This window comes from Pseudomonas frederiksbergensis, from assembly GCF_003732665.1.
In the GTDB taxonomy this organism is placed as follows: domain Bacteria; phylum Pseudomonadota; class Gammaproteobacteria; order Pseudomonadales; family Pseudomonadaceae; genus Aquipseudomonas; species Aquipseudomonas frederiksbergensis_G.
This window is the reverse complement of the sequence record NZ_MOBP01000076.1, coordinates 1-289: the sequence shown is the minus strand read 5'-3', so window position 1 is coordinate 289 and position 289 is coordinate 1. Positions and strand designations below refer to the sequence as shown.

Below are 289 nucleotides of genomic sequence, written 5' to 3'. Positions count from 1 at the left end.
CGCCGGGCAAAAAGCGTTGCCATGAGCGGTACGCGTCTGTGAGGTGTGTGGCGTGACCGTCATCGGTCATTCTTTCGAGCATGCCGAACAATTGGGTCCGGTCATCCATGCCCCAGCTGCTTTGCAGGTCGATATATTCCGGGCCGGAATAGAACGCGGGCTCTTCGTATCCGGCACGGGGATTGAGGGTGACCATTTGCGCGGAAAGAGCGCACAGCCAGCGCTGTTGGAGCTCGTCCATGAAAAAAAGCTCCGGGCCGACCAGGCAGAATGGGAGTCGGCAAACTGG

General features: G+C 59.2%; 1 pseudogene. It reads right to left on the bottom strand.

Features of this window, described 5'->3' with window-relative positions:
* Positions 1-241: pseudogene (locus BK665_RS33220) on the bottom strand (DUF1266 domain-containing protein); the annotation flags it as partial.
* Positions 242-289 lie beyond the last annotated feature (48 nt).